At 43.6% G+C, this 21464-nt stretch carries 18 protein-coding genes; 11 read left to right on the top strand and 7 right to left on the bottom strand.

Translation table 11 applies throughout. The annotated features are described in order from the left end of the window. Nucleotides 1-41 precede the first annotated feature (41 nt). Nucleotides 42-2879 (top strand): RNA polymerase-associated protein RapA, encoded by a 2838-nt coding sequence (rapA, locus tag J699_RS04905; protein ID WP_032870445.1) that lies wholly within the window; start codon nt 42-44, stop codon nt 2877-2879. 58 nt (nt 2880-2937) lie between these two features. Here rapA and dps read toward each other — a convergent pair whose 3' ends face one another. From dps to fabR, 3 genes are all read right to left on the bottom strand, one after another. After that, complete coding sequence (gene dps, locus J699_RS04910) at nt 2938-3435, bottom strand: DNA starvation/stationary phase protection protein Dps (RefSeq protein ID WP_005231753.1); 498 nt, start codon at nt 3433-3435, stop codon at nt 2938-2940. A 215-nt stretch (nt 3436-3650) separates the two neighbouring features. Further along, entirely contained in the window at nt 3651-4667 is a 1017-nt protein-coding gene (locus J699_RS04915; RefSeq protein WP_005231752.1) for an AI-2E family transporter, read from the bottom strand. Between the two features lie 85 nt (nt 4668-4752). Continuing rightward, complete coding sequence (gene fabR, locus J699_RS04920; protein ID WP_005231751.1) at nt 4753-5448, bottom strand: HTH-type transcriptional repressor FabR; 696 nt, start codon at nt 5446-5448, stop codon at nt 4753-4755. A 140-nt stretch (nt 5449-5588) separates the two neighbouring features. On the opposite strand from fabR, the gene J699_RS04925 reads away from it, so the two are divergent. Further along, complete coding sequence (locus tag J699_RS04925) at nt 5589-6656, top strand: ferredoxin reductase (protein WP_032870447.1); 1068 nt, start codon at nt 5589-5591, stop codon at nt 6654-6656. A 14-nt stretch (nt 6657-6670) separates the two neighbouring features. Then, a complete protein-coding gene (locus tag J699_RS04930) occupies nt 6671-7765 on the top strand; it encodes a fatty acid desaturase family protein (protein WP_005231749.1) in 1095 nt (364 codons plus the stop codon). A gap of 55 nt (nt 7766-7820) precedes the next feature. Here J699_RS04930 and J699_RS04935 read toward each other — a convergent pair whose 3' ends face one another. Beyond that, entirely contained in the window at nt 7821-8288 is a 468-nt protein-coding gene (locus J699_RS04935; protein ID WP_005231748.1) for a hotdog fold domain-containing protein, read from the bottom strand. Between the two features lie 111 nt (nt 8289-8399). On the opposite strand from J699_RS04935, the gene J699_RS04940 reads away from it, so the two are divergent. Together J699_RS04940 and J699_RS04945 are read left to right on the top strand one after the other, a co-directional pair. Further along, complete coding sequence (locus tag J699_RS04940) at nt 8400-9032, top strand: TetR/AcrR family transcriptional regulator (protein ID WP_032870449.1); 633 nt, start codon at nt 8400-8402, stop codon at nt 9030-9032. Between the two features lie 34 nt (nt 9033-9066). Next, the gene (locus tag J699_RS04945) at nt 9067-9528 is read left to right on the top strand and encodes a GFA family protein (RefSeq protein WP_032870451.1); all 462 of its coding nucleotides are present in this window, start codon (nt 9067-9069) and stop codon (nt 9526-9528) included. A 48-nt stretch (nt 9529-9576) separates the two neighbouring features. On the opposite strand, the gene J699_RS04950 is transcribed toward J699_RS04945, so the two are convergent. Further along, nucleotides 9577-10278, bottom strand: coding sequence for an SIMPL domain-containing protein (locus tag J699_RS04950; protein WP_005231744.1), 702 nt, complete (start codon nt 10276-10278; stop codon nt 9577-9579). 466 nt (nt 10279-10744) lie between these two features. Between J699_RS04950 and J699_RS04955 the strand changes: the two genes are divergently transcribed. The 3 genes from J699_RS04955 to J699_RS04965 all read left to right on the top strand — a co-directional run bounded on the left by J699_RS04955 (nt 10745) and on the right by J699_RS04965 (nt 15369). After that, nucleotides 10745-12115, top strand: a complete 1371-nt coding sequence (locus tag J699_RS04955; RefSeq protein ID WP_005231743.1) for a diaminobutyrate--2-oxoglutarate transaminase — start codon at nt 10745-10747, stop codon at nt 12113-12115. A 3-nt stretch (nt 12116-12118) separates the two neighbouring features. Then, a complete protein-coding gene (locus J699_RS04960; RefSeq protein WP_032870453.1) occupies nt 12119-13651 on the top strand; it encodes a pyridoxal phosphate-dependent decarboxylase family protein in 1533 nt (510 codons plus the stop codon). 287 nt (nt 13652-13938) lie between these two features. Continuing rightward, entirely contained in the window at nt 13939-15369 is a 1431-nt protein-coding gene (locus tag J699_RS04965) for an aldehyde dehydrogenase family protein (protein WP_032870455.1), read from the top strand. A gap of 62 nt (nt 15370-15431) precedes the next feature. Here the strand turns inward: J699_RS04965 and J699_RS04970 are convergent, their stop codons facing one another. Continuing rightward, nucleotides 15432-15917, bottom strand: coding sequence for an Lrp/AsnC family transcriptional regulator (locus tag J699_RS04970; RefSeq protein WP_005288129.1), 486 nt, complete (start codon nt 15915-15917; stop codon nt 15432-15434). A gap of 135 nt (nt 15918-16052) precedes the next feature. On the opposite strand from J699_RS04970, the gene J699_RS04975 reads away from it, so the two are divergent. Both J699_RS04975 and J699_RS04980 read left to right on the top strand, forming a co-directional pair. Next, nucleotides 16053-17774: an alpha-keto acid decarboxylase family protein gene (locus J699_RS04975; protein WP_032870457.1), complete on the top strand. Its 1722-nt coding sequence runs from the start codon at nt 16053-16055 to the stop codon at nt 17772-17774. 138 nt (nt 17775-17912) lie between these two features. Beyond that, nucleotides 17913-19295 (top strand): amino acid permease, encoded by a 1383-nt coding sequence (locus J699_RS04980; RefSeq protein ID WP_005231736.1) that lies wholly within the window; start codon nt 17913-17915, stop codon nt 19293-19295. Between the two features lie 268 nt (nt 19296-19563). Here J699_RS04980 and J699_RS04985 read toward each other — a convergent pair whose 3' ends face one another. Continuing rightward, the gene (locus J699_RS04985) at nt 19564-19956 is read right to left on the bottom strand and encodes an SRPBCC domain-containing protein (protein ID WP_228131949.1); all 393 of its coding nucleotides are present in this window, start codon (nt 19954-19956) and stop codon (nt 19564-19566) included. 401 nt (nt 19957-20357) lie between these two features. On the opposite strand from J699_RS04985, the gene J699_RS04990 reads away from it, so the two are divergent. Then, nucleotides 20358-21389, top strand: a complete 1032-nt coding sequence (locus J699_RS04990; protein WP_005231734.1) for a substrate-binding domain-containing protein — start codon at nt 20358-20360, stop codon at nt 21387-21389. The last annotated feature ends 75 nt before the right edge of the window (nt 21390-21464 follow it).

Genomic DNA, 21464 nt, shown 5'->3' with positions numbered 1-21464 from the left:
GGAGTCAGGGCATAAAATATGTGGGCTAACTTGAGATAAAGGTGGAAAAATTGCAGCAGTTTGCTATTGGTCAACGTTGGTTATCAGATACTGAAACTGAACTCGGTTTAGGGGTTCTGATTGATGTAGATGAACGTTCTATCAGCATTTTATTCCCTAAAAGTGATGAAACACGTGTCTATGCACGTAACAATGCGCCTTTATCTCGCATCATCTTTAACGTGAATGATGAAGTCCAAGATCAGGAAGGTATCAAGTGGACGGTTGAGTCGATTGAAGACCGTCATGGTGTACTGCGTTATGATGTGGTTCGTAGCCTGGAAAATGGCGAACAAGAGCGCAAGTCACTGAACGAAACCCGTATCGGTGCGCAAATCCAGCTGTCAAAACCTTTAGAGCGTCTGCTGGCGAGTCAGGTTGATTATAAAGAATGGTATGACCTGCGTATTGAAGCCATGTTATTGCAGGCGCAAATGCATACTAGCCCTTTACGTGGTTTTCTGGGTGCGCGTGTAGGCTTGATTCCACACCAGCTTTATATCGCACATGAAGTCGGTAAACGTTTTGCTCCGCGTGTTTTACTGGCGGATGAAGTTGGCTTGGGTAAAACCATTGAAGCAGGTTTAATCATTCACCAGCAACTGAAAACAGGCCGTTCAGAACGCATTCTGATTTTGGTGCCTGATTCATTGCAATATCAGTGGATGATTGAAATGCGTCGCCGTTTCAATTTGCAATTCTCTTTATTTGATTTGACCCGTACCGCATCGATCAAAGAACATGATCCTGATTTAAATCCGTTCCTGACTGAACAATGCATTATTGCCAGCGTTGACCTGATGGTTGACCATGATGACTTGCGTGAGCAAGCGATGGAAGCCGGTTTTGATCTATTGGTGGTCGATGAAGCACACCACTTGATGTGGAGTGAGGAAGAGGGTGGCAATGATCGCTATGACCTGGTTGAAGAATTGGCAGAACAGACCGCAGGTGTGTTGTTGCTCACTGCAACCCCAGAGCAACTGGGTGTAGAAAGTCATTTTGCCCGTTTACGTTTGCTTGATCCGCAACGTTTTAGCAGCCTTGACCGTTTCCTTGATGAAGAAGAGCAATACCAGCAAACTGCGAAAATTGCAGAAGTATTGATGTCAGATGAGGCCTTAACAGAAGAGCATCTGGCTGCACTGGAAGGCTTATTGGGTCATCGGATTGATGATCAGCCTGAACAGCGTATGCGTGCGATTCATGAATTATTAGACCGCCACGGCACAGGTCGTATCCTGTTCCGTAACACCCGTGAAGCGATTCAGGGCTTCCCGGGACGTGATTGCCAGCCAGCGCCTTTACCAGCGCCAGAAGACTGGTCAATGGACGGCAAAATGCGCGAACAGATGTGGCCAGAAGAAGGTCAACTCGATGGCGCATGGATGGAAAATGATCCGCGTGTGCCTTGGTTGATGGAAGTGCTGCGTAAAGAATTAAAACACAAAAAAGTGTTGTTGATTGCCCGCAGTGGTCCTGTGGTTGAAGCATTGGAAAATGTTCTACGTTTACATGCTGGGATTCGTACCGCGATGTTCCATGAAGGCATGAGCCTGCTCGAACGTGACCAAGCTGCGGCTTACTTTGCCGAAGACAGTTATGGCGCTCAAATCCTGTTGTGTTCTGAGATTGGTTCAGAAGGGCGTAACTTCCAGTTCGCCAGTGATTTGATTTTATTTGATTTGCCAGCAAACCCGGACGTCCTTGAGCAGCGTATTGGTCGTCTGGATCGTATTGGTCAGGAAAACCGTATCCAGATTCATGTACCTTACCTCGTGGGCACAGCGCAAGAGCGTATGTTCCGCTGGTACAACGAAGCACTGAATATTTTCAGCAATATTTCTCCAACAGCGCAAACGCTACAAGAGAATTTTATTGTTGAGCTAAAAGATTGCTTACTCGCAGATCAAGGCCAGACCTTTGAAGACCTGCTTGAAGAAGTCAATGTACAGCGTCAAGCGCTGGAAGCTGAATTACAGGCAGGTCGTGACCGTTTGCTTGAGTACAATTCATGCCGTCCAGTGGTTGCGCAGGGTATCGTGCAAGCGCTTGAAGATTATGATGACAATACCACTTTGCCCATGTTTGTGAAGCGTTTCATGTCATCAACCAATATTGATTTTGATGAGCAAAGCAACGGTACCGTGATCATCAAGCCGACCGATCAGATGCAGGTTCAAGGTCTAACTCTAGACGAAGAAGGGATGACGGCGACGTTCTATCGTGATCAGGCACAAATCCGTGAAGATGCACAATACTTGACGCTGGAACATCCATTTATTGAAAGTGTGATGGAGATGATCCGCACCCAGTCATTTGGTAGTACCAATGTGGCTTTGTTGAAATCGAATGCATTGAAACAAGGCTCGGTATTGCTTGAAGTCTGGTTTAAGGTCGATGTGGTGGCACCGAAAGCCTTAAACTTGCCATCAAGCTTACCGAAACAACTGATTCGCGTATTACTCAGTGAAAATGGTCAGGATTTGTCTGCCAAGATTGATCCAAGCATTTTACGTCCGTATCTGCATCATTTGGATGGCAATAGCTGCCGTCAGGTCGTAAAAGCGCGCCGTGAAGTGATTGAAACCCGTTATGCGCAAGCTTTAGAGATTGCCAAGGGATCATTGCCAGAATTGATGCAGCAAGCCAAAGAGCATTATAGTGCGAAGTGGCAGTATGAAATTGACCGTTTAAGCTACCTTAAGCAATTCAACCCAAGTATTCGTGAAGATGAAATCGAGCGCTTACAGAAATTCCAGAAAGAAGGCTTGGGCCTGCTAGATGGTCTTTCTGTAACCCCTGAAGCGATTCAGGTGCTGGTGGTGGTTAAACCATAATTGAGCGTTAAATAAAAAAGAGGACCGAAGGTCCTCTTTTTTTTCAGCTGTTTTTTAATTATTTTTGTTCAATATTGGCTTCCAGGAACCATAAATATTGATCCAGATCCTCTAAGGCAGCATGAATAATATCTTCTGAAATCGGGTCCTGAATTTCATCAATGGTATCACGTAAATGGTTAGCGACCACGCCATAGCGATCTGCCAGTTCTTTTAAGTGATCCTGCACCGCATGGATAGCAACCGGATAAGGCTTCAGGTGTGAACTTTCACCCACAGACTGCGTAGTTCCCAGCGCTGTGCCACCAATCTGTACTGCACGCTCAGCCACATTGTCCAGATGGGTAATTAACGACGTACGGAACGTATCTAACATTTCATGCACTGCAATAAAGTTACTGCCTCGCATGTTCCAGTGCGCCTGTTTGGTCAGTAACGACAGATCGATCAGGTTGGCAAGAATTTGGTTTAAAATTTTTACGGTCGATTCTTTGATCGCATCATCTAAATTATTACGTGTATATACTTTTAAAGCTTTAGTTGCTGAAGAACTCATAGTTACCTCATTTAATTATATATGTGATGAAATAGAACGAATAAAACCGTTACTTCATCTCTAGCTTACGCCTTGAACCGGCTTCTAAGTGTTTTCGTTTTCTAGCCTTTTGTAAGTTTACTTATCGGTACTTTTCTTTTTATAACAACCGTTTTAATTCAGATTAAAGAGTGCTTCAGTCTGTTAAGCCCAGTATTTTGAATGTATAAAAATGCTTAGATCAGACCGGCATCCTTAGATTCCAGTTTGATATAGGCATAGAAAATAGGCGCAACAATCAGCCCACTCAACCCAAAAATCGCTTCAAAAATCAGCATCGCCAAGAGCACTTCCCAGGCACTGGCATTGATTTTGGTGCCAATAATTTTGGCATTAATAAAATATTCAAGCTTGTGAATAATCACCAGATAGGCCAGGGCAATCGCTGCAACAGACAGGGAAATGGTCAAGCCGGCCATGATGATCAGGGTGTTGGAGATCAGGTTGCCAATAATTGGAAGCAGACCAAAAATAAAGGTCAGAATGGTCAGGGTTTTGGCAAAAGGTAAGTGGATATTAAATATCGGCAGCACAATAAACACAAAGATCATGAATAACACGGTGTTAATCAGTGAAATCTTGACCTGAGCAAAAACAACATTTTTAAAAGAAACGGAAAGCTTCTGGATGCGATGCAGAATGGCCGCCTTAAACGCAGGTTGTGGGGCATGTTGTTTAAAATTCTGGATCGATACCAGAATACCCACAATTAGGCCGATCACCATGGTGGCTAGATTGTGCAGAATATCGGTGCCTGTATTTTTGACAATCGAGATATTATTCTTGATAAAGGACAAGATCTGATTTTTGATATCAGCCACACTATGTGGCAGATAACCTGGCAAATAATGGCTCATCTCAGCCTGAAACTTGATCAGGGTCTGGTCGATTTTAATATTGAAAGAATTGAGTCCTGTGCCTTTAAGATCATAAATCACAAAACTGATCAGGCTGGTGATAAAGAAACCGATCAGCACGGTTGCCAATATCCCTAGAATAATACTGATAAAGATACGCGCACGTTGGCCATCAATATGCTTTTCAACAATCGAACTTAAACTGTTAATAATTTCAAAAACCAGAAATCCGGCAAAGAAACTCGGCAGTAAATGCAAAGGAATGACCATCATTAAAAATAAAAACATCAGGATAAAACTGGCGATGATGCTTTGACGGTCATTCAGTAGATTCATGATCTATAGGCCTGATTAGAATGTGGGGTGATGCAAAGGACAAAATTTAATTTTGCCGAGGTCCATCGTAGGATGATACAAACAATTAATCAATTTCCATTTCATTTAAATGACGCGCGCCTTCTAAAATCATACGGATCATCACCATGGTCTGTTCCGCAACTTCGGTACGTTGCTCCACAGGTAGATCAATGACTTTCGCCCCCATGTTGAACACCAGCTGGGTAATGGCCTTGGCAGCCAGATCCGCATGACTGATTTTACTGTTATTCAGGCGTTCTAAACGGATCAGGTCTTCTTGCAGCTCTTGCTGGAAGAAATTGAGCTGACGATCAACCGCAGCTTTATATGAGGTCGAACCAGTATAACCCTCGCGTAATAACAGACTCAGGTTACCTTCATCGGTATTCAGTTGCTGAATAAACACTTCAACCGAACTACGGATAATGCTTTGCTGCTTGGAAGCCTGTAAACGTGCTTCACGGATAATACGGCGAAGGACCAGACCGGATTGATCAATCAGGGCAATGGCCAGTTCATCAATATCCTTGAAATGACGATAGAAACTGTTTGGTGCAATGCCAGCTTCACGTGCAATTTCACGCAAACTGAGTGAAGCGATACTTTTTTGTGGGCCGATCAGGCTCAGTGTGGCCTGAAACAACTCTTCTTTGGTAATCGTTGCTTTCCTACCCACCGAACGTACAGGAGATTTCATAGGAATGACATCTTGTTCATTTACGGTGTCATGGCCGAGCGGTAAAAAAGAAGAATGAACCATTATTTTCAATATATAAGTAAGCTACTCGGGATTATAGCGATTGTCGGTGTACTTGTGAAATGTAAATTCTTATACGAGTGTATATACAAATATATATACATATGTATAATAATTAGCAAACCACCAGAGTAAAACTGCTCATGCAAGCAATTGAAAAGAGAAATTCTCTATTTAATTCGTTGGCTCAAAGTGTAATGAACAGCCATGATGCCAATTTTTGGTTACAGAAAATCAATCCATTGTGGTCAATCAATCAGCCACTGGCCAAAATCGTAAAAAAACAAAATGTGGCAAAAGATACGGTCAGTCTTATTTTGCAATGCAACCGCCATGTCATACGCGGTGTGGCAGGGCAGCATCATCCGGTAACCGTTGAGATTGCAGGACGTCATTACGAGCGGACCTATAGTTTGATGCAGGTTGATGCCGATCACCTGTGTTTAACCGTGAAAAAAGTTGAACAAGGTTTAGTGAGTTCATGGCTGGTTGAACACAGTCAGACCGGTGATATGTTACGTTTGGGACAACCGTATGGTGACATGCAACAGCACATTGCAACCCCACACTTGCTATTGTTGGCGGCAGGCAGTGGCATCACCCCGATGCTGAGTCTGATTGAAGCCTTGTGCCAGTCCAAACAGTTAAATCACCATACGGTTCAACTGATGTACTGGGTCAAAACGCAGGCTGACGCAGCCTATGTTGAATATCTTCAGGAAGTATCAGAAAACTTCCCTAATTTTAGTTATCAGATTTTTTATACCCAAGAACAGGATCAGCGTTTAAATCAAAGCCATGTGGATCAGTGCACGGCTTTAAGCGACACCACAGTTTATGCATGTGGACCTTCGGGTTTTGCTGCATTAGCGGAAAGCCTGTTTAAAGATGCCGCAGCACTACAAACAGAAGCCTTTAGCTTAAGTCAATTTGCTGAAGATGCCACTGAGACCGGTTTTATTAATGTGACCTTGACGCAATCGAATAAGACGATTGCGATTCCGAAAGGCCAGTCGATTCTTGCAAGTCTAGAGCATCAAGGTATTAAACCGAATCACGGTTGCCGGATGGGAATCTGTAATAAATGTGCCTGCAACAAGGCGCAAGGTGCGACCAAAAACCTACTAAATGGCGCTGCCAATAATGAACCTGCTCAGTTGCTAAAAATTTGTGTCAATTCAGCCCAGTCTGATCTTGTGATTGATCTATAAGAGAGAAATTGATTATGAACATGCCTGTTAAAATTGAATTTTTCAAAAATCCTAAAAACCGTGATCTGACTGCTGCCGAGTTAGATGCGTTTGCCCGTGAACTGGATCAAATTAAACAAGAGGTACTGGATGATATTGGTGAAAAAGATGCGAAGTACATTCGCCGTGTCTATTCCACCATTCGTTATAGCAGTTTGGCTGGGCGTGCCTGTTTATTCCTGGGCTGGTTTCCGCCAGCATGGTTGTTGGGCACGGGCTTACTCGGTTTCGCCAAGATCATGGAAAATATGGAATTGGGCCATAACGTGATGCACGGTCAATATGACTGGATGAATGATCCAAAATTCAACGGTCAAACCTATGAGTGGGATACGGTCGGTACCTCTGATAACTGGCGCCAGACCCATAACTATAAGCACCATACCTATACCAACATTAAAGGAATGGATGATGATGTTGGCTATGGCGTCTTCCGCTTATTCCCGGAACAGCGCTGGTCTAAATTCACCTTGATTCAGCCGATCTACATCGTGCCATTTAGCCTGTTATTTCAGTGGGGTGTCGCGATCCAGAATCTGGAGTTGGGCAAGGTCGTATATAAGCGTAAAAGCATCGCGCAATTCAAGCGTGAATGGCAGCCTGCACAGAAGAAAATTCTTAAGCAGATGTTTAAGGACTACGTGTTCTTTCCACTGATTGCTGGTCCAGCCGCGATTCCTGTATTTACCGGCAATCTGGTGGCCAACGGAATTCGTAATGTCTGGACCTTCAGTATCATTTTCTGTGGTCACTTTACCAAAGATGTGGAAGTATTCCCGAAAGCGGTATTACAGAATGAAAGTCGCGGGCATTGGTATATGCGCCAGATCCGCGGTTCATCGAATCTGACCGGTTCAGAAGCCTTTCATATTTTAACCGGGCATTTGAGTCATCAGATTGAACATCATTTATTCCCGGATATTCCGGCACGCCGTTACCGTCAGGTTGCCCCGAAAGTACAGGCAGTCTGTGAGAAATATGGACTGCATTACAACAATGCCAGCTTTGTAAAACAGTTTGGTGAAGTGGTGGGGCGTATTTTTAAATATGCACTGCCATTTAAAAAGTAAGCGATAAACCTTTAACAAAAGCCCTGAAGCTATGTGCCTCAGGGCTTTTTTTATTTTATTTCTTCTTTTTGGAAACCCACATGGTGATGGTGGCGTGAAATACTTTGTCCTTGTGCTGATCAAGCACATCGACATTTACCAGATATTCACCCGCCTGATCCCAATCGTAGTGATCATCAACCGGGGTAGCAATTGCAACCAGATCGGTTTCAGCTTTTTTTAAATATTCAACCGTCATTCCTTTGGGAATCCAGCGATGTGTCGCAGGAACCGTCACCTCGGTCATGGTCCCCCCCGCCAGTTCGGCCATATTACACATCGCAATCGCGTGCACCGTACCAATATGGTTCAGTACGGAACGTTTTTTCTTGATACTGATTTTACAAGAATTCGGTTTCAGTTCTTCAAATAGCGGAGAAATACTACTGAAATAAGGGGCTTTGAGGCATAACATGCGGGTAAAGGTCCATTTCCCGGCCGGTAAGGCTGAGACTTTATGCCAGAGTTCTAAGGTTGAAGCCATGTTCAGATGTCCTGTAACAAAATTAAATTCTTTTACAGAATATAATTCTGTTTACAAGTTGTGGTCAAGTCATACACAATAGTTCCGACCATTGGTAAATTTGATAGAACTATGCAGGCCGCTCAGCAATTATTGCAACGCTTATATCCGCAACGGAAGTCCTTATTAAAACGGCAAATCTTGCTGGATGCCTTGTGCTGTTTTCTTGACTATGGTCTGGAAACCACCAGTATTGAAATGATCCGTGAAAAATCCGAGAGTAGTGTCGGCGCGATTTACCATCATTTTAAAAACAAGGAGGGGATTGTCGCGGCACTGGTATTTGCGGCACTGGAAGATCAGGCCCAGTTGCGTGAGCGATACCTACAGGAAGCACATTCTTTACAACAATGCTTGTACGCCCTGATTTATAGTTATACCGACTGGGTCTCTGATCAGCCTGAATTTGCCAGATTTCTGTTACTGGCTCACTTTAATGTGATGCAAGGTGAATATCGACCGCAGCTAGATGAGAAAAACAAACTGCGGAATCAGAAAATTGCCAGCCAGATCGGGCGTTATACCGAGGCAAAGCTGTTGAGAGCCGTACCCGCAGAACTGATGATGTCTCTGGTCATTGGAGCGTCAGAAAGTTATAGCCGAGCCTGGTTATCTGGAAAAGTGAGTACAACGCCGAGCCTTTATCGGGAAACGTTGGCCCAAGCTGCGTGGGATTCATTACAGAATCTGACTCAAAATAAATAAAAAGGCCGATCAGCGATTTTCAGGATAACAACACATGCGTGTAGTCAATGACAAACAGTACTTTAGCGGCAGTTGCTTATGTGGCGCGGTGCAATTTGAATTGCATCTCAACCGGATTAAAATGATCTATCGTTGTTATTGCAGTCTATGTCGCAAGCAGAGTGGAGCAGCCTCCAATGCCTCTACCGTTGTGCCGACTGGTGCATTCCGGTGGCAGCAGGGCGAACAATTGATTCAGACCTATGTCAAGGAGACGGGCTTTACCAGTTGCTTTTGCAGACAGTGTGGTTCTCCTGTCCCGAATGCCTTAGGCAGTAAGCCAGAGATTATGTGGATTCCTTTGGGCTTGCTTCAGGAACAGTTCACCCCTGAACTTGAGTTAAACTTTTGTGTAAATTCCAAAGTGAGTTGGGCGGAGGCACATGAGGTGCTTCGGGCATTTGATGAGCTACCCGATTTGAATGAATTGGAAAATTATTTTGATATGAATCGATAAAGGCAGAAGCTATTGCACTTCTGCCTTTATCGAAGGTTATAAAGTAAGTTATTTAAACTGGATCGAACCATTGGCACTGACAGTAATTTTTGACTCGCCCGCAGCCATGTCCTGCGCGGGAGCTGCTTCTGCCATCGCAAATTTTGCCATGCCGCCACGCGCCATCGGTTGCGGGAAGTAGTTACTGGTATTCAGGTTCAGACTAACCAGATTGTATTGGGCCTTGTTCCATGCCTGAGTGATGGCCTGCGCACGTTGCTGGAAATTTTTCGATGCTTCAATCATCAGCTCGTTTTCGACTTTTTTACGCTGTTCATCCGACACGGTAAAGTTGATCGACTGAGTCTGGAAGCTTTGCTGTAATTCGCTAATTAACTGGCTTGCTGCCTTGAAGTCTTTACTTTCAAGCTGGATCTCGGCACGGGCACGCCATTCTTTCAGTTTATTACTGTCATTGTCATAAACTGGATAGGTACTTTGTGTACCGGTTTCGACCTTGACCTGATTATATTTACGTGCAATTGCTTGCGCCTGATTCATCAGCTGATTGATCTGGTTAGAGAGTTCAGCCGGTTGTTTGTTGCTTTTTTCAATATACAGGACGGCACGCATCTCATCATTTGCGACTTGGCGTGAGGCATCCGCTTGGATATTCACAATATTGTAGTTCAAGTTTTCTGTCTCATGGGCAAACAGTTTTGGGCTGAGGGCCGCCCCGATCATCAATGTAGCAAGTGCTAAAGTACGCATAAAATTGTCCTTAGAATTTGATATCGAAAATTTATTTTTTACAGATTTGATATTAAAAAGAACTGATGGTGAACTTCGGCATATTTTGTGGTGACTTTGTAAGGGATTAGCAGTGTTTTGCAACAGGAAAAATAAATGAAAAACTTTAAAAATTAGATAATTAGATGGATTGATTTGACCATTTATCTAAAAATGCAACTAGGATTTAAAAAAGCTTACTTTCTTTCGCTTGTCACATAGTATGATCATAATTCATCATAGTTGTTGGAATGATACATTTTTTCAATAAGATTAGATCAATGTCAGGCATAAAAAGTGTTTATTTTCTTGCAAAATTAGGTATCATCTCGCTCCTAGTTGAAAGATATAAAATTTGTGTCTCACTAGATTCTAAAAAGCACCGAGTCAAACGACCGCAAGTCACCAGACTTATTTCTTTCACCCATATCAGAGATGGTAATTCGATATGAGCGTTACTTCCGTAAATCCTGCCGCTAATGCAACCAACGAATATTATCTGACTCGCCAAAGTCAGATGGAATCAAATGTTCGTAGTTATCCACGTAAATTACCGTTAGCGATAGCGAAAGCACAAGGCTGCTGGGTTACTGATGTTGAAGGTACACAGTACCTTGATTGTTTAGCTGGGGCAGGAACATTGGCTTTGGGCCATAATCATCCTGCGGTGATTCAAAGTATTCAAGACACATTGGCAAGTGGTTTGCCATTGCATACTTTAGACTTAACGACTCCTTTAAAAGATGCGTTTACTGAAGCGCTGCTGGCATATTTGCCAGGCGGTAAAGAAGAGTATTGCTTACAATTCTGTGGTCCAACAGGCGCAGATGGTACAGAAGCAGCAATTAAGCTTGCAAAAACTTATACGGGTCGTAGCTCTGTGATTAGTTTCTCAGGTGGCTACCATGGTATGACCCACGGCGCGCTTGCAATGACAGGCAACCTGAACGCAAAAAATGCGGTCAATGGTTTGATGCCAGGCGTGCAATTTATGCCATATCCACATGAATATCGTTGCCCACTGGGTTTAGGTGGTGAAGCTGGTGTTGATGCTTTGACATACTACTTTGAAAATTTCATTGAAGATGTTGAAAGCGGTGTAACCAAACCTGCAGCTGTCATTCTTGAAGCGATTCAGGGTGAAGGCGGTGTGGTGACTGCGCCAGTTAAATGGTTGAAAAAAATTCGTGAAGTGACTGAAAAGCACAACATCGTTTTAATTTTGGACGAAGTTCAAGCTGGTTTTGCACGTTCAGGTAAAATGTTTGCCTTTGAACATGCAGGAATCGAGCCTGATGTTGTAGTGATGTCGAAAGCGGTGGGTGGTAGCTTGCCATTGGCTGTGTTAGGTATTAAACGTAAGTTTGATGCATGGCAGCCAGGTACACACTCAGGTACATTCCGCGGTAACCAACTTGCGATGGGTACAGGTCTGGCATCACTACAAGTGATCAAAGAACAAAATCTGGCTCAAAATGCGCAAGAGCGTGGTGACTTCTTACAAGCTGAGTTGAAAAAACTTGCCCAAGAATTCCCTTGTATCGGTAACGTGCGTGGCCGTGGCCTGATGATCGGTATTGAGATCATTGATGAGCGTAAACCTGCTGACCGTATCGGTTCTCATCCTGCGGATGCTCAGTTGGCAGCAGCGATTCAAGCCGCATGTTTCAACAATAAATTATTGCTTGAGAAAGGTGGTCGTAACGGTACAGTCATTCGTTTGCTTTGTCCGTTAATTATCAACCAAGACGAATGTGTTGAAGTGATTGCTCGCTTCAAGAAAGCGATTGCTGAAGCATTAAAAGCAGTACGAGGCTAATTCATGGTTGATTTTGCAGAACATCGTAAAGCGTTACTCTGCAATGATGCTCAATCTATTGCTGACTATCAGTCAGCAATGGGCGAGGCGGTAAATGCCGTTTCAGCATGGTTGCAAAATGACAAAATGTATACAGGTGGCAGCATCAAGGATTTGCGCGAAGCAATCTCTTTTGCGCCTTCAAAACAAGGTTTGGGTGTACAGCAGTCATTACAACGTATGGTTGAGCTTTTCCTCAACAAAAGCTTGAAAGTCCATCATCCACATTCACTGGCACATTTACACTGCCCAACCATGGTGATGAGCCAGATTGCGGAAGTGTTAATCAATGCAACCAACCAGTCGATGGACTCATGGGACCAAAGCCCGGCGGGTTCTTTGATGGAAGTGCAGTTGATTGACTGGCTTCGTCAAAAAGTCGGCTATGGCGCAGGTCAGGCGGGCGTGTTCACTTCGGGTGGTACGCAATCTAACCTGATGGGTGTATTGCTAGCACGTGACTGGTGTATCTCGAAAAACTGGAAAGACGAAAATGGCAAGCCATGGTCGGTTCAGCGTGATGGGATCCCTGCAGATGCAATGAAAAACGTCAAAGTCATCTGTTCTGAAAATGCGCATTTCTCTGTGCAAAAGAACATGGCAATGATGGGCATGGGTTTCCAGTCGGTTGTGACTGTACCTGTGAATGAAAATGCCCAAATGGATGTCGATGCACTGGAAAAAACCATGGCGCATCTTCAGTCTGAAGGCAAAATCGTTGCATGTGTGGTTGCAACTGCAGGTACCACAGATGCTGGTGCGATTGATCCACTCAAGAAAATCCGTGAAATTACCACGAAATATGGTTCATGGATGCACATTGATGCCGCTTGGGGTGGTGCACTGATTCTTTCAAATGACCATCGTGCAATGCTGGATGGTATTGAATTATCAGACTCAATCACGCTTGATTTCCATAAGCATTATTTCCAAAGCATTAGCTGTGGCGCTTTCTTGTTAAAAGACGAAGCCAACTATCGCTTTATGCATTATGAAGCAGAATATCTTAACTCTGCTTATGATGAAGAACATGGTGTACCTAACCTGGTATCTAAATCATTACAAACGACCCGTCGTTTTGATGCATTGAAATTATGGATGACCGTTGAAGCATTAGGCGAAGAGCTGTATGGTTCAATGATCGATCATGGTGTTAAATTAACACGTGAAGTTGCTGATTATATTAAAGCAACAGCAGGTCTGGAATTGCTGGTTGAACCACAATTCGCATCAGTTCTATTCCGTGTAGTACCAGACGCTTATCCTGCTGAATTCATCGATAGCTTGAACCAGAACGTTGCAGATGAACTGTTTGCACGTGGCGAAGCGAATATTGGTGTGACTAAAGTTGGCAATATTCAATCATTGAAAATGACCACTTTAAGTCCGGTTGCAACACTTGAAAACGTTCAGAACTTGCTTGCACTGGTGCTTGCAGAAGCTGATCGTATCAAGGATGCAATTGCTGCGGGAACTTATGTTCCGGCCATCGATTAATCGATCGTTCCATAAAAAAGGCACCTCGGGTGCCTTTTTTATTGTCCAAAAATTTCTTTATTAAGTTCTTGTGTTGGTTTTGCAACGTTTATGCACAAAATATGCATCTTGAATCTAAATCAGAAATAATTATGCATGAAGTGTGGATGGCAAATTCCATATTGTATTGATAGACCCTCAGTGTCTGTGATGCATTGATGTCATTCAGGATCGCGTTTACTTGACTTATATTCCAATCATAGACGCGGACAATAAAGCGGAAAAGACAGTTAAGATCAGGAAAAGAAATGCAACAAGTGAATATGCAAAACGAATTTAAACTTATTATTGACGGTCAATCTTGTTTAGGCGAACAAGGTGAACTTGAGATTATTAATCCTGCGACAGGTTCAGTGGCAGCACATTGTGCCAAAGCCTCCGTTGCTCAGGTGAATCAAGCCATTGCTGCAGCAAAGCAGGCCTTTAAAAGCTGGCAGCGTTGTCCGCATGAAGAACGTAAAAATATACTTAACAAAATTGCCGATGGTATCGAAAAGCATGCTGAAACTTTGGCTGAGCTGGTGGTATTGGAACAGGGCAAGCCATTGGCATTGGCGCAAATGGAAGTGCAAGGTGCGATTGGCTGGACCCGTTATACGGCAAGTTTGGACTTACCGGTTGATGTCTTGGAAGATAGCGAGCAGAAACGTATCGAGCGTCATTATCAATCCTTGGGTGTAGTGGCTTCAATTACGCCGTGGAACTGGCCGTTGATGATTGCCGTCTGGCATATCATGCCTGCCTTGCGTGCAGGCAATGTGGTGATTAATAAGCCTTCTGAATTTACGCCTTTAGCCACTTTAAAGCTATGTGAAATCATTCAGCAAGAAGTGCCAGCAGGAGTCATCTCGATCGTGGTTGGGGATGGCGAAATTGGTGAAGCACTCTCGACGCATCCGGACGTACAAAAGGTGGTATTTACCGGTTCAACCAGAACTGGTCAACACATTATGTCCGGTGCAGTAAAGACCTTAAAACATTTAACACTAGAGCTTGGCGGTAATGATGCCGGGATTGTGTTACCTGATTCGGATCTGGATCAGATTGCACAACGGATTTTCAACGTTGCATTTTTAAATGCTGGACAAACCTGTGCTGCTTTAAAACGTCTGTATGTGCATGAAAGCCAATATGATGCTTTAGCACAAAAACTTGCGAATATCGCCAAGGCACAGATTGTAGGAGATGGCATGGCATCGGAGACCACTTTCGGGCCTGTGCAGAACCAGATGCAATACCAGAAGGTTAAAGCCTTGATTGCTGATGCCATTGCCCAAGGGGCGAACGCTCTATCGGGTGATCAGAGCTTACCTGAGCAGGGTTATTTTATTGCCCCGACGATTTTAACTGATCTGGATGAAACATGCAGAGTGGTACAGGAAGAACAGTTTGGCCCGGTGTTGCCGATTCTGAAATATAACAGCATTGATGATGCCATCGCGCGTGCCAATGCCTGTGAGTTCGGCTTGGGGGGCTCAATCTGGTCAACTGATCTGAAAGCGGCACAATTCTATGCAGCACAACTTGAATGCGGCACCGTCTGGATCAATACCCATGCGGAAATTGTGCCGCATGCACCTTTTGGTGGCTGGAAAATGTCGGGTGTTGGTGCTGAATTTGGTATGGAAGGATTACTGGAAAATACCATCGGGCAAACGCTGCATATCAATAAAATTTAACTTTTATAATATGTTAAGGCGGATTCAATATCCGCCTTTTTTGAGCCTCATTGTTTCTCGGTTTAGGTTGCTGGGTGGTAACTCGGGCTTTTGCCTTTGCTCATGAAATGATTCTGTTCCTTGATCTTTTTTAACACAATGTAAGATTTGATATGGCCAATAAAATGATAAGACAGTAGCCGCTCAGTCACAAACTGCGATAGCTGTTCCAGATTTTCTGCCACTACTTTCAAAATAAAATCGGCATCGCCACTAATTGAAAAGGCATCCTGAATATTATCTTCTGCTTCAATTAACTCCTGAAAGGCTTGCTGTGACTTGGCTTCATGGATGCGCAGGTTAATGTGAATCATCGCGGTGACTTCCAGACCTAACGCCTGTTGGTGGATGCGTGCTGCATAACCCAGAATCACACCTTTCTGCTCCAGTAATTGGCGTCTTCTTGAGCATTGAGATGCGGATAAACCGATTAAATCGCCAACTTCCTGATTGGTGAGCCGTCCATTCTTTTGTAATGCCTGAATGATTTGCCAGTCGAACTTATCCATTGCATAAAATCCTTTTATGATACACAAATATTGTATTTTTATTAAAATCCGTTTCCATTATGCACGAAATCTAAAACACAGATGAAATATTATTTTTCTATGGAATAAAAAATTGACTTGAAAGGATGTAGCGCAATGTTCATGGAAATCGGTGACTTTTTAAATCTTCGTCTAAAACAAATGGGTATCCTGCATCTCTTTGGTGTACCCGGTGATTTTAACCTGTCTTATCTCGAACAAGTAGAAGCAGACTCACAACTCGAATTTATCGGCAATTGTAATGAATTAAATGCGGCCTATGCCGCAGACGGCTATGCACGGATCAACGGTTTTGCGGCCTTGACGACGACTTATGGTGTAGGTGACTTAAGCGCGATTAATGGCATTGCCGGTGCTTATGCCGAAAATGTACCTGTGGTACATATCTCGGGTATTCCACCGTTGCATGTGGTTCAGAAGGGCACCTTGGTGCACCACACGCTGGTGGATGGCAATTATGACAATATCATGAACTGTATGAAAGAGTTCACCGTGGCACAAACCCGTTTGACGCCTGCCAATGCTGCATTTGAAATTGACCGTGTGTTACGTCAGTGTTTTATTGATCGTCGTCCAGTGCATATCCAGCTCCCTTCAGACATTACCCATGTCAAAATTGAAGTGACAGACCGTCCATTGGATTTATCCTATCCAGCGGTTGAGCCAGAGCTGCTACACAGTGCTGTGGCGAAACTATGTGAAGTGATCGGTGCTGCTCAACATCCAGCTTTGTTAATTGATAATGAAGCATCCGTATTTGGGGTGACTTCATTGCTGAATGATTTATCGCAAAAATGTTCGATTCCTTTTGCCAGCATGCTCACGGCAAAAAATATTATGGATGAAGGTTCACCCCGTTATGTGGGAACTTATGTGGGGGGCGCGAGTCAGCCGCATGTCCGCAATACCATTGAACAATCAGACTGCCTGATTGGAATCGGCGTCCGTTTTTCCGATGTCGGTACGGGTGTGTTTACCCATCAGATCGCCACTGAACATTATATTGAAATCAAACCCTATGCCTTGACGATTTTTGGTCAGGATTATCCGGGAATTGAGATTGGACAGCTTCTGGTTGAACTGAATAAGAAAGTTGCACCACGTAAACTTTCCAAGCCGATGCTAGAAAAACAACCCTCACCAGCAATTGATGTCCCTGAACAGCAAAAGCTTAGTCAGGATATTCTCTGGAATGCAGTGGCTGATTTTCTTAAAGAGGATGATGTCATTATTGGCGAGGTGGGAACTTCCAATTCTGCACTGGCAGGTTTAAAGCTCCCGGCAACGGCAAAATATATTGCCCAGCCACTGTGGGGTTCGATCGGTTATACCTTGCCAGCATTACTGGGCAGTCTGCTGGCGGCCCCAGAACGCCGTCAAATCCTGTTTATTGGTGATGGTTCATTCCAGTTAACCGTACAGGAACTTTCCACCATTATCCGTCATGACCTTAAGCCGATTATCTTCCTGTTGAATAATGGCGGCTATACCATTGAGCGTTTGATCATGGGAGAAAATGCCGCTTATAACGATATTCAAAACTGGCACTATACCCAGATTCCTGGGGTATTTAATGGCAAGCATCAATATAAGAGTTGTGTGGTTGAAACTGCAGGTCAACTTAAACAGACCCTGGACAGTATCGAACAATTTGATGGTCTGACTTTTATCGAATTAAAACTTCCTGCAATGGATGCACCACTGAGCCTGAAAAAATTTGCTTCGGTGATTGCGCGCTTTGATTATGGTGATCGCGGCTATGAAATCCTCAAGCAGCGCGCTCAGACCACGCCCTGTCAAAAAATGATTTCTTTCTAGATCAGCGATCAGGCAGGAACAATCTTCAAATTTATAAATTGATAAGAAAGCGAAGCAGATTTGAAGCCAGACTTTTGGCTTCGAATTTAACGCTGCATAAAGGTGTACAGGATGTGACACACACATTGGAGATAAGTGATGGATGTAGACAATAAACATGATTTAAAACAGGGTTTATCCAATCGGCATATACAGCTGATTGCATTAGGCGGTGCGGTCGGCACAGGCCTGTTTCTGGGTATCTCCCAAACCATTAAACTGGCAGGACCTTCGGTTCTGCTGGGTTACGCACTGGCTGGCGTGATTGCCTTTTTAATTATGCGTCATCTCGGTGAGATGGTGGTCGAGGAACCGGTCAGTGGTTCCTTTAGTTATTTTGCCAACAAATACTGGGGCCCGATGGCGGGCTTTATGTCGGGCTGGAATTACTGGGTGCTGTATGTGCTGGTGAGTATGGCGGAACTGAGTGCAATCGGTACCTTTATACAGTTCTGGTGGCCTGAACTGCCCACATGGATCACGGCCTTATTCTTTTTTATCCTGATTAACGGCATCAACCTGGTGAATGTCCGTTTCTTTGGCGAGTCCGAGTTTTTATTTTCCTGTATCAAGATTATTGCCATCCTGAGCATGATCGGTTTTGGATTCTATTTACTGGTCTCTGGCAGCGCAGGCCCACAAGCAAGTGTGGCCAATTTGTGGCAATACGGCGGATTTTTCCCGAATGGCATGCATGGCTTCATCATGTCGATGGCAGTGATCATGTTTGCTTTCGGTGGTCTTGAGCTGATCGGGATTACTGCGGCCGAGACCAAAAATCCAGATAAAACTATTCCTAAGGCGATAAACCAGATCGTCTACCGGATCCTGATTTTTTATATCGGTGCGATTGGGGTATTGCTGTGTTTATTTCCATGGAATCAACTGGCGGAAGGAGGTAGTCCCTTTGTACTGATCTTCCAGTCCTTAGATAGTCATGGGGTCGCCAATGTGCTGAATTTTGTGGTACTGATTGCAGCAATTTCAGTCTATAACAGCTGTATTTATTGTAATAGCCGTATGCTGCATGGTCTGGCAATGCAGGGCAATGCGCCTAAAATCCTGCAAAAGGTCAATCGCCGTGGTATTCCAATGGCAGCAGCAATTGTATCTGCTTCCGTGACGGCACTTTGTGTGGTGGTGAATTACCTGATGCCAGGCAAAGCCTTCCAGTTTCTCATGATGCTGGTGGTGGCGGCGTTGGTGGTGAACTGGTTAATGATTTCCTGGACCCATCTTAAATTTAGAAAAGCCATGCAGCAGCAACAGCACATCACCAAGTTCAAAAGTATCTTAACGCCATGGAGTAATTACCTGACCATTGGTTTCATCTTTGCGATTTTACTGATCATGAGCCTCACCCCAGATATGCGGCTTGCCGTAATGCTGGTGCCAATCTGGCTAGCGCTCCTGGCATTGGTTTATGTGCTGAAGTATAAAAAGAAAGAAGTGTTGTCGACGCAAGCTCAGCCAAATATTTAAAACTGAGTCGATTTAAGCGTCGCGAAAAGGAGTTCAAATATGAACTCCTTTTTATTTGCGGTAAGGTAGATCATCAGGCCATCAATTCAAAAGTCAGATTTTTCTGAATCGGACGCTTATGTGGTGATGAGCTATGCGATTAATCAGCAGAATGTGAAGGCGGTGATTGGCCATAGATGAGTCATGTTCTATCTCCAATAGCTAGGCATAGACTTGAAAACGGCTGATGGAAAATAGCGGCGCGCTATTGTCAGCGCTAGCAACACCATCAAAAAGGCGGAAACTTATCCTGTACCAGATGAAGTTCTAGACCATGTTCTAGATAGGCTTTTAAACCATCTAATACAGTGGTGAAGCCACCGGTACTATCAATAATAAAAGCAATCAGTTCTTCTCCTTCTAAGGGAATATTGTAGTTGTGGATAGTGAGATAGGTCTGTGATTCATTGAGTGCTTCAAATTTAAAGTCCACGGTCGTGCTGGGTTCACCCCATTGAATCTGGATCAGTTCATTTGCAATGATGTTTGTCACTGTAACTTTTGTAGACACTTGGTATTTTTCCCAGGTCCAGCTTACGGTATGGCCTTGTTCGAGTTTTCCCGTGGAAGCGCTAAACCAGAATTTTGAGGTAATTTCCGGATCAATAAAGGCCTCAAACACGTTGGAGACCGGCTAACCAATCATCATTTGTGTTGTAATTGTGACAGGATTTGGCATTGCAGCTGACCTTTTTTAGACGGAATTGTCATAAAACATATATAAACTGGCGTTTGCACCCAACAGGTTTTTTGTTAATTAAAATTTTTTATTTTGCTGTAAAGTTTAATTAAATTAAGTAGTTATGTTTTTATTCTTTATGATTTATGACAAATCTGAAAGCTAAGCTGAGATTTTATCAGCGATCATTTTCTAAAAAATTAAGGGGGAATATGACCATCACAAAAGCGTCATAAAGTTGTCACTTAATTGTCATATTATCTGCTCAAAATGCAGTTAACCAAAGTACAACACTTAACTTGAAAAGAGTTGTAAATCAAATTGCATAAATGAGAGAAAACAGAATGCGCTTAAATCCACGTCACATCGCAATTGCATTAGCTGTATCTGGGGCAACTGTAGCAACGACTGCAAATGCAGCTCGTGATACGATTCAAATTGCTGGTTCATCTACTGTATTACCGTTTGCAAGTATTGTTGCTGAAGAGTTTGGCAACACCTTCCCTCAATTTAAAGCACCTGTTGTTGGCTCAGGCGGTACGGGTGGCGGTTTGAAACAATTCTGTCAAGGTGTTGGCGATAACACCATCGACATCGCAAATGCTTCTCGTCAAATCAAAGATTCAGAATTAGATGCATGTAAAAAATCTGGCGTAAACCAAGTCCAAGAAATCAAAGTGGGTTATGACGGTATCGTATTTGCATCAAACGTTAAAAAAGCGGCGTATAAATTAAAACCAGTGCATGTGTTCATGGCTTTATCTGCACAATTACCTTCAAACGGTAAACTGGTTCCAAACCCATATACAACCTGGAATCAAATCGATAAATCATTACCAAATGAAGCCATTACTTTGGTGATTCCAGCGTCTAACCACGGTACCCGTGAAGTGTTCCAGGAAAAAATGGTAGATGCAGGTTGTGAAGCATTTGATTACTACAAAGCTTTAAGCAAAGATGATCAAAAGAAAGCATGTTCAACTTTCCGTAAAGATGGCCGCGTGATTGAAATTGCGGGTGACTATACTGAAACATTAGCGCGCCTGAAAACGTCTCCAAATGCAGTGGGTGTATTTGGCCTAGGTTTCTATGATTCAAACCGCGATAAATTACGTGTGGCGACAGTAAACGGCGTGACACCATCAGAGAAGACCGTTCTGGATGGTAGCTATCTGGTTTCTCGTCCATTGTTCTTCTACGTGAAAGGCGAGCACTTGAAATCAATCAAAGGCTTACCACAGTACACAGAATTCTTCTTAAACAAGAAAATTTCTGGTAAAGGTTCTAAGTTAGAAAAAGCGGGCTTGATTCCTTTAAGCGATAAAGAGCGCGCAAAAATCCTGGCTGATTTTAAAGCGGGTAAATCAGTTAAGTAATATTGTGAAAAGGGAGGCTGGTGAGACTTAGGATCATCAGCCTTTTTGTCTAGCGAAGTTTTTTCAAATCATGAA

This window comes from Acinetobacter sp. 1000160, from assembly GCF_000588715.1.
Taxonomy (GTDB): Bacteria; Pseudomonadota; Gammaproteobacteria; order Pseudomonadales; family Moraxellaceae; genus Acinetobacter; species Acinetobacter courvalinii.
The sequence above is the reverse complement of the archived record's forward strand: the minus strand, read 5'-3'. Positions and strand labels throughout refer to the sequence as shown.

Bases quoted from the DNA above. Each gene is read 5' to 3' on its own strand.
- J699_RS04965 (WP_032870455.1), top strand. From the start codon at position 13,939: ATGCAACAAGTGAATATGCAAAACGAATTTAAACTTATTATTGACGGT.
- J699_RS04990 (WP_005231734.1), top strand. From the start codon at position 20,358: ATGCGCTTAAATCCACGTCACATCGCAATTGCATTAGCTGTATCTGGG.
- J699_RS04970 (WP_005288129.1), bottom strand. From the start codon at position 15,917: ATGGATAAGTTCGACTGGCAAATCATTCAGGCATTACAAAAGAATGGA.
- J699_RS04975 (WP_032870457.1), top strand. From the start codon at position 16,053: ATGTTCATGGAAATCGGTGACTTTTTAAATCTTCGTCTAAAACAAATG.
- J699_RS04935 (WP_005231748.1), bottom strand. From the start codon at position 8,288: ATGGCTTCAACCTTAGAACTCTGGCATAAAGTCTCAGCCTTACCGGCC.
- J699_RS04980 (WP_005231736.1), top strand. From the start codon at position 17,913: ATGGATGTAGACAATAAACATGATTTAAAACAGGGTTTATCCAATCGG.
- J699_RS04945 (WP_032870451.1), top strand. From the start codon at position 9,067: ATGCGTGTAGTCAATGACAAACAGTACTTTAGCGGCAGTTGCTTATGT.
- dps (WP_005231753.1), bottom strand. From the start codon at position 3,435: ATGAGTTCTTCAGCAACTAAAGCTTTAAAAGTATATACACGTAATAAT.
- fabR (WP_005231751.1), bottom strand. From the start codon at position 5,448: ATGGTTCATTCTTCTTTTTTACCGCTCGGCCATGACACCGTAAATGAA.
- J699_RS04915 (WP_005231752.1), bottom strand. From the start codon at position 4,667: ATGAATCTACTGAATGACCGTCAAAGCATCATCGCCAGTTTTATCCTG.
- J699_RS04960 (WP_032870453.1), top strand. From the start codon at position 12,119: ATGGTTGATTTTGCAGAACATCGTAAAGCGTTACTCTGCAATGATGCT.
- J699_RS04950 (WP_005231744.1), bottom strand. From the start codon at position 10,278: ATGCGTACTTTAGCACTTGCTACATTGATGATCGGGGCGGCCCTCAGC.
- J699_RS04930 (WP_005231749.1), top strand. From the start codon at position 6,671: ATGAACATGCCTGTTAAAATTGAATTTTTCAAAAATCCTAAAAACCGT.
- J699_RS04925 (WP_032870447.1), top strand. From the start codon at position 5,589: ATGCAAGCAATTGAAAAGAGAAATTCTCTATTTAATTCGTTGGCTCAA.
- J699_RS04955 (WP_005231743.1), top strand. From the start codon at position 10,745: ATGAGCGTTACTTCCGTAAATCCTGCCGCTAATGCAACCAACGAATAT.
- J699_RS04940 (WP_032870449.1), top strand. From the start codon at position 8,400: ATGCAGGCCGCTCAGCAATTATTGCAACGCTTATATCCGCAACGGAAG.